The organism is Desertihabitans aurantiacus (genome assembly GCF_003344635.1).
In the GTDB taxonomy this organism is placed as follows: domain Bacteria; phylum Actinomycetota; class Actinomycetes; order Propionibacteriales; family Propionibacteriaceae; genus Desertihabitans; species Desertihabitans aurantiacus.
The window spans coordinates 1-7202 of sequence record NZ_QPKK01000200.1 but is presented as its reverse complement, the minus strand read 5'-3'; the positions used below and the strand labels follow the sequence as shown (position 1 = coordinate 7202).

Sequence of the window (7202 nt, the reverse complement as noted above, 5' to 3'; positions counted from 1 at the left end):
CCCGGGCAGCTGGGCGTCGACCATCCGGGCGCCGATCTGGTCCCACCAGCCGGTCGGGCGGGAGCGGGCCGCGCCGAGCCCGGTGCGGACCAGGTCGGTCAGCCAGAGCGCCAGCTCCTCGATCCCGGCGTCCATCAGCGCCAGCCGCTTCTCCAGCCGGGCCGCCTGCGCGGCCGGGTCGGGTGGGGCGGACGTGGGCTGCGCGGCCCGGGCGGCCCGCCGCGCGGACCACTCCGCGACCTCGGCCGGGGCGTCCCCGGTCTCCAGCGCACCACCGGGTTCCAGGGCCCCGTCGGACCACAGCAGCAGCAGCGCCAGCGCGTGCTTGCACGGGAATCGCCGGCTCGGGCACGAGCAGCGCCAGGCGGGCGTGGTGAGGTCGACGCTCACCTGGTAGGGGGTGGCGCCCGAGCCCTGGCAGCGCCCCCAGAGCAGGGTGTCGTTGGCGCCGCAGCCGCTCCAGGGGCCGGGACGGGCCAGCCTCCGGGCGGCGGCCAGCGACCCGGCGTCGGTCGCCGCGGCCTCGACCTGCGACCTGCTCCACCGCGCCACGTCTGCAGCGTAGTGACGCCTCCCGACGTGGCCGACGCGTCGGTGGGGCGACTTGCCGTGCTGAATCGATTGAGTAGCGTAGCCCCGGACGTACCCCGTACAGAGCCAGAGAGGTCCCTGCATGTCCGCACGCACGTTGCCCGGCCACACCGCCGCCGAGACCGGGCCGACCGACGAACTCAGGGTCGGCGTCATCGGCCTCGGCTTCGCCGGCACCACCCACCTCGACGCCTTCACCGCCCTGCCCGGCGCGCGCGTCGTCGCGCTGGCCGGTCAGGAGCCGGCCCGGCTGGCCGAGCTCGCCGACACCCGCGGTGTGGAGCACCGCTACGAGGACTGGCGCGAGCTGGTCGCCCGCGACGACCTCGACATCATCTCCATCGGCGTCCCCAACGACCTGCACCACCCGATCGCGATGGCCGCGCTGCAGGGCGGCCGGCACGTCTTCTGCGAGAAGCCGCTGGCCGTCACCGGCGCCCTGGCCGAGGAGATGGTGCAGGCCGCGCGCGAGGCCGACCGGGTGCTGGAGGTCGCCTACAACCACCGCCGCCGCGCCGACGTGCAGTGGCTGCGCCGCCACCTCGACAGCCGCCCCTTCGGCGACATCTACCACGCCCGCGCCAGCTGGCTGCGCCGCACCGGCATCCCCGGTCTGGGCTCCTGGTTCACCTCCAAGGCGACCGCCGGCGGTGGCCCGCTGATCGACCTGGGCTCCCACGTCCTCGACATCGCGCTGTTCCTGCTGGACGAGCCGAAGGTCACCAGCGTCTCCGCGGTGGCCTACAACCACCTCGGCTCGGCCGGACGCGGCGGCGGCGGAAAGGTCGCCTCCCAGCGGCTCGACTTCGACTTCGAGGTCGAGGACTTCGCCAGCGCGCTGTGCCGCCTCGACAACGGCGCCAGCCTGCAGCTGGAGGCGTCCTGGGCCTCCTACTCCAAGGCCCACGAGGACATCGAGGTGGACCTGCTCGGCGCGGTCGGCGGGGCCCGGCTGCACGTCGACAACTACTCCACCACCGACACCCTCACCGTCTACTCCGACGTCGCCGGGGCGCCCACCATCGCCAAGCCGCAGCTGCGCGATCCCGGCAAGCACCACCAGAGCGTGATCGCGGAGTTCCTCACCGCCATCGCCGTCGGGGCCGAGACCCCGGAGGGCCAGCCCCGCTACGAGGGCCACTACGGTGAGTTCGCCCTGCACCGCAGCCGCGTCGTCGACGCGATCTACCAGTCCGCCGCCGAGCGCCGAGAGGTCGAGGTCCCCCAGTGAACAAGCCCATCCGTGTCACCGTCTGGAACGAGTTCTTCCACGAGACCCGCGGGGACGAGACCGTCCTGCGCCACTACCCCGACGGCATCCACGCCGTCATCGCCGACGGGCTGCGCGAGCTCCTCGGCGACGACGTCGAGGTGCGCACCGCCACGCTGGCCGAGCCCGAGCACGGGCTGACCCCAGACGTCCTGGACAGCACCGACGTGCTGCTGTGGTGGGGCCACGCCAGGCACGCCGACGTCGAGGACGCGGTGGTCGAGCGGGTGCTGGCCGCCGTGCACGCCGGGATGGGCATCGGGGTGCTGCACTCGGGCCACTACTCCAAGATCTTCAAGCGGCTGATGGGCACCACCTGCTCGCTGAAGTGGCGCAACGAGCGCGACCGCGAGCTGGTCTGGACGATCGCCCCCGACCACCCGCTGGCCGAGGGGGTGCCCAACCCGATCCAGATCCCCGAGCAGGAGATGTACGGCGAGCTGTTCGACATCCCGACCCCGGACGAGCTGGTCTTCATCTCCTCCTTCTCCGGCGGCGAGGTGTTCCGCTCCGGGGCGACCTGGCGACGCGGTCTGGGCCGGGTGTTCTACTTCTCCCCCGGCGACCAGGACTACCCCGTCTACCACCACCCCGACGTCCGCCGGGTGCTGGCCAACGGGGTGCGCTGGGCCCGCCCGCAGGCCCCGCGCCGCGAGCTCACCGCCGACCACCACCCGCGCGACTGGTTCGTGCAGGGCTGAGCGGCCACCCACCGCCCACCCCGCCCGGTGCGGGGTGGGCGGTGCCGTCTCCGGCTCCGGGTGAGGGCCGTCGGTCTGGGTAGAGCACCGGTGTCCCCGCACCGAAGGAGCTGTCGTGCCCGACCCGTCCGAGTTCTGCCCCACCCGCGCCGTCGTCACCGCCGGCGACTCCGGCATCGGCCGTGCCACCGCCGTCGCCCTGGCCCTGGCCGGGATGGACGTCGGGCTCACCTGGCACACCGACGAGGAGGGTGCCGAGCAGACCGCGGAGGAGATCCGCGGGCACGGCCGGCAGGCTCATGTCGCCCGGCTCGACACCAGCGAGATCGAGACCTGCGGGGACGTCGTCGACGACCTCGCCGACCGTCTCGGCGGGATCGACGTGTTCGTCAACAACGCCGGCACCGGCGACTCCACCCCGTTCCTCGACGTCACCCTCGAGGCCTGGCGCCACGTGGTCGCCACCGACCTCGACGGCGCCTTCGTCTGCCTGCAGCGGGCGGCCCGGCACATGGTGCAGGCCGGCCGGGGCGGCCGGCTCATCGCCGTCACCAGCGTCCACGAGCACGCGCCCCGCGTGGGCTCCAGCGCTTACGACGCCGCCAAGCACGGCCTCGGCGGGCTGGTGAAGACCATGGCCATCGAGCTGGGCCGCCATGGCATCACGGCCAACTCCGTCGCCCCCGGCGAGATCGCCACCCCGATGACCGGGCAGACCGACACCGACCCGCGCGAGGAGGACCGTCCCGGGGTGCCGCTGGGACGTCCCGGCCACGCCTGGGAGATCGCCGACACCATCGCCTTCCTCGCCACCCGGGGGGCCGGCTACATCACCGGCGCCTCGCTGGTCGTCGACGGCGGGATGCTGCAGATGGGTCCGCAGGGCGGCTCCCACATCACCTCGCACGACTGGCGCGAGGTCTGAGCCTGCGGCTCAGGCGGCGCGGGCGAGCTCGCGGCGCTGGCGCCGGGAGGGCACCTCGGGGTCGACCGGAGCGCGTCCGCTGACGTCGAGGCGGGTGGCCCAGGCGAGCACCCCCAGCCCGCCGACGCTCAGCACGGCCGCCACCAGCGCCGGCGAGGCGAACCCGAATCCGGCGTCGATGGCCAGCCCGCCGAGCACCGCGCCGACCGCGTTCGCGCTGTTGAAGGCCGCCTGCATCGAGGCCGAGGCCATGCTCGCCCCGCCGCCGGCGGAGTGGATCGCGCGGCTGACGATGGAGGCGCTCATCACGAAGCCGAAGAAGGAGAACCCGAGGATGCCGAGGACGGCCGCCACCGGGTGCTCGGCCAGGGTGAAGAGCAGCACGAAGAGGACGCCCTGCCCGCCCAGCCCGAGGGCCAGCGTCCGCGGCACCGACCAGTCGGCGAGCCGGCCACCCAGCACGTTGCCGGCGGTGGCGCCGACGCCGAAGACGACCATCACCCACGGCACCGCGCCGGCGGCCAGACCCGTCACCTCGGTGAGCATCGGGGCGATGTAGCTGAGCACGGTGAAGGTGCCGGCGAAGCCGACCAGGGTGATGAGCAGGGTCATCCAGAGCTGACCGCGACCGAACGCGGCGAACTGCGTGCGCAGCCCGCCCTCGTTCTGCTCGACCCGTGGCACCGCCAGCGCGACCGCGACCACGGTGACGACGCCGATCAGCCCGATCAGGGCGAAGCTGAGCCGCCAGCCGAGCTGCTGGCCGAGGAAGGTGCCGGTGGGGACGCCGACGATGTTGGCGACCGTGAGCCCGGTGAAGACCAGCGCGGTGGCCCGGCCCTGGAAGCCGGGGGCGGCCAGCGTGCGGGCGACCACGGCGGCCGCGCCGAAGAAGGTGCCGTGGGCCAGCCCGTTGACCAGCCGGGCCGCCACCAGCGTCTCGAAGGTGGGTGCGGCGGCGGTGGCGACGTGGGCCAGCGTGAACAGCACCATGAGCGCGATCAGCACCCGCTTGCGCGACCAGCGGTGCGCCAGCGCGGTCAGGGTGGGGGCGCCGATGACGACGCCGAGGGCGTAGGCGGTGATCAACCAGCCGGCGGTGGGGATGTCGACACCGAAGGTCGCGGCCATCTCGGGCAGCAGACCCATCGAGAGGAACTCGGTGGTGCCGAACCCGAAGGCGCCGACAGCGAGGATCCAGACAGCGAGAGGCATGGGCGGGTCTTCCGGAGCAGGTGCAGGACGTCCGGACGCGCCGTCGCGTCTCGAGCCCCCAGTCTGCACCCCGGCACTGAATCGATCCAGGCGCGCTCTGCGCCGATCGCTGGTGACGCTGGTCACAGGTCGTGGCGCCGGCGCTTGACCCTGACGCGACGTCACGGTCTGTGCTGGGGCCATGCCTGTGATCGTCCTGGCCTACCTCGGCTCCCACTTCCTCAGCCTGCTCGGCAACAGCGTGCTCGCCGTCGCCCTGCCGCTGATCGTGCTGCAGACCACCGGCAGCCCGCTCGACGTCGGCATCATCTCCACCGCCACGGCCGTCCCGGCGGTGCTGGTCGGTCTGTTCGCCGGCGTGGTGCTGGACCGCATGAACCGGCGCACCTGCTCGGTGCTGGCCGATCTGATCTCGGCCGCGTCGGTGGCCGCCATCCCGCTGGCCGACCTGCTGTTCGGGCTCAACCTGTGGTGGCTGATCGGGCTGGCCGTCGTCGGCGCCTTCGGCGACGTCCCCGGTATGACGGCCCGGGAGGTGCTCGTCCCCGCGGTCGCCCGCCACACCGGGGTGCCGCTGGAGCGCCTGGTGGGGCTGCGGCAGTCGCTCACCTCGATGGCCCTCGTCGTCGGCCCGGCCGCCGCCGGCACCCTGCTGGTGCTGCTGGAGGGCACCACCGTGCTGCTGGTGACCGCCGCCACCTCCGCCCTCGCCGCCGTGCTCACCCTCGTCCTGCCGCACCGCTTCGGCCAGGTCGAGGCGGCCGGCGCCCCGCGCGGCTCGGTGTGGCAGCAGCTCACCGCGGGTGCCCGGGTGCTGCGCGGCAGCCGCTTCCTCACCGGGCTGGTCGGGCTGACCGTCGGTCTGGCGGTCGTGCTGGGCGGGGTGCAGGGCCTGGTGCTGCCGCTGTACTTCACCAGGGCGGGCCAGGAGGACCTGCTCGGCTTCGTGCTCACCGCGCTGGCGGTCGGGATGCTGGCCGGCACCGCCGGGTTCGCGGTGGTCGGCGCCCGGCTGCCGCGGCGGATCTGGCTGACCCTCGCCCTCATCGGCACCACCACCGGGTTCCTGCTCATCGCCACGCTGCTCTCCCCGGCGGTCGTCTTCGTCGGCGCCGTGCTGGTCGGGGTCGCCAACGCGCTGCTGGGCGCGACGGTGGGCGTGCTGCAGGCCGAACGGGTGCCCGACGAGGTGCGCGGCCGGGTGCTCAGCCTGCAGAACGCCGTCCTGCTGGTCGCCGCCCCCGCCGGGATCGCGCTGGCCGGGGTGGTCGCCGAGTACGGTTCCCCCGTCACCGCCGGGCTCGCGGTCAACGCGGTGTGGCTGGTCGTGCTCGCCGCCGTCCTGCTCTCGCGGGCGCTGGTCGACCTGGAGCCGAAGGAGCGGACCGTTGCGCAGCAGTGAGCTGGCCGCCCTGGCGGGCGTCACCGTCCGCACCCTGCGCCACTACCACCAGATCGGGCTGCTGGAGGAGCCCAGGCGCACGGCCGGCGGTTACCGCAGCTACGACGTCGGCCACCTGGTGCGGATCCTGCGGATCACCCGGCTGACCGCGCTCGGCGTCCCGCTCGCGGTGCTGCCCGAGGTGCTGGACGACCCCGAGGCCGCCGAGTCCCTGCTGGACGAGCTCGACCAGCAGGCTGCGGCCGAGATCGAGCGGCTGACCACCCGCCGGGCGGTGATCGCCGCCCTCCGCCACCACCGCGGGATGCCCGACCTGCCGCCGGTGCTGGCCGAGCTGGGCGTCGACCTGCGGGCCTCGGCCGAGGCCGTCCCCGAGCTGGCCCGCTACGAGCGCGAGCAGCTGGTGCTGCTCGCCCACGTCCTCGGCGAGACCGACTTCGCGACCGTCGCCCGGTCGCTGGCCCCGCTGATGGTCGGCGACCCGGCGGCGACGGAGCTGGTCCGGCGGCTCTCCCGGGTCGACCAGGACACCTCCGAGGCCGAGGTCGAGCGGCTCGCCGGGGACCTGGCCGACCACTACCGCCCGCTGCTCGCCCGCCTGGGGGACCTGCCCGCGGTCACCGACCCGGCGCAGCTGCTGACGGCCCACCTTCAGCAGAGCTACAACGAGCGGCAGCAGCAGGTGAACGAGCGTTTCGTCGAGCTGCTGCACCTGCCCGACGCCGTGGACGAGGACCTTCCTACGGATTAGAGGTATTTGCCTACAACCTGTAGGTTGGCCGTCGTGCCACGCCGACCCCTCTCCCCCGCCGCCGTCGTCGCCGAGGCGGCCGTCCTCGCCGACGCCGGAGGGCTCGAGGCGGTCACCGTCTCCGCGGTGGCCCGACGCCTCGGGGTGCAGCCGGCGAGCCTGTACTCCCACCTGCCCGGTCGGGATGCCCTGCTCGACGGCCTGACCGAGCTGGCGCTGGGCGAGCTGGCCGAGCGGGTGGCCGAGGCGGTCGCCGGACGGTCCGGGCACCCCGCGCTGGCCGCCCTGGCCGGCGCCCACCGCGGCTACGCCACCGAGCACCCGGGCCGGTGGGCCGCCCTGCAGCG

At 74.1% G+C, this 7202-nt stretch carries 8 protein-coding genes; 6 read left to right on the top strand and 2 right to left on the bottom strand.

The genetic code is table 11. The annotated features are described in order from the left end of the window. Positions 1–552, bottom strand: a 552-nt coding sequence (locus tag DVA66_RS14720) for an SWIM zinc finger family protein (protein ID WP_198671790.1), incomplete at its 3' end; no start/stop codon positions are given. Positions 553–673: 121 nt separating this feature from the next. On the opposite strand from DVA66_RS14720, the gene DVA66_RS14715 reads away from it, so the two are divergent. From DVA66_RS14715 to DVA66_RS14705, 3 genes are all read left to right on the top strand, one after another. Beyond that, positions 674–1822, top strand: a complete 1149-nt coding sequence (locus tag DVA66_RS14715; protein ID WP_114560764.1) for a Gfo/Idh/MocA family protein — start codon at positions 674–676, stop codon at positions 1820–1822. Then, positions 1819–2562 (top strand): ThuA domain-containing protein, encoded by a 744-nt coding sequence (locus tag DVA66_RS14710; protein WP_198671789.1) that lies wholly within the window; start codon positions 1819–1821, stop codon positions 2560–2562. Before DVA66_RS14715 ends, DVA66_RS14710 begins: the two co-directional genes overlap by 4 nt. 115 nt (positions 2563–2677) lie before the next feature. Next, on the top strand, positions 2678–3487 hold the full coding sequence (locus DVA66_RS14705) for an SDR family oxidoreductase (protein ID WP_114560763.1): 810 nt from the start codon (positions 2678–2680) through the stop codon (positions 3485–3487). Between the two features lie 9 nt (positions 3488–3496). Here the strand turns inward: DVA66_RS14705 and DVA66_RS14700 are convergent, their stop codons facing one another. Further along, positions 3497–4702, bottom strand: a complete 1206-nt coding sequence (locus tag DVA66_RS14700) for an MFS transporter (RefSeq protein ID WP_114560762.1) — start codon at positions 4700–4702, stop codon at positions 3497–3499. Positions 4703–4883: 181 nt separating this feature from the next. Here DVA66_RS14700 and DVA66_RS14695 point away from each other — a divergent pair, with 181 nt between their 5' ends. From DVA66_RS14695 to DVA66_RS14685, 3 genes are all read left to right on the top strand, one after another. After that, a complete protein-coding gene (locus DVA66_RS14695; RefSeq protein WP_114560761.1) occupies positions 4884–6104 on the top strand; it encodes an MFS transporter in 1221 nt (406 codons plus the stop codon). Further along, positions 6091–6855, top strand: coding sequence for a MerR family transcriptional regulator (locus tag DVA66_RS14690; RefSeq protein WP_114560760.1), 765 nt, complete (start codon positions 6091–6093; stop codon positions 6853–6855). The genes DVA66_RS14695 and DVA66_RS14690 overlap by 14 nt, the downstream gene beginning before the upstream one ends. Before the next feature lie 33 nt (positions 6856–6888). Beyond that, a partial coding sequence (locus DVA66_RS14685; RefSeq protein ID WP_114560759.1) for a TetR/AcrR family transcriptional regulator occupies positions 6889–7202 on the top strand: 314 nt, incomplete at its 3' end.

Bases quoted from the DNA above. Each gene is read 5' to 3' on its own strand.
- DVA66_RS14715 (WP_114560764.1), top strand. From the start codon at position 674: ATGTCCGCACGCACGTTGCCCGGCCACACCGCCGCCGAGACCGGGCCG.
- DVA66_RS14700 (WP_114560762.1), bottom strand. From the start codon at position 4,702: ATGCCTCTCGCTGTCTGGATCCTCGCTGTCGGCGCCTTCGGGTTCGGC.
- DVA66_RS14695 (WP_114560761.1), top strand. From the start codon at position 4,884: ATGCCTGTGATCGTCCTGGCCTACCTCGGCTCCCACTTCCTCAGCCTG.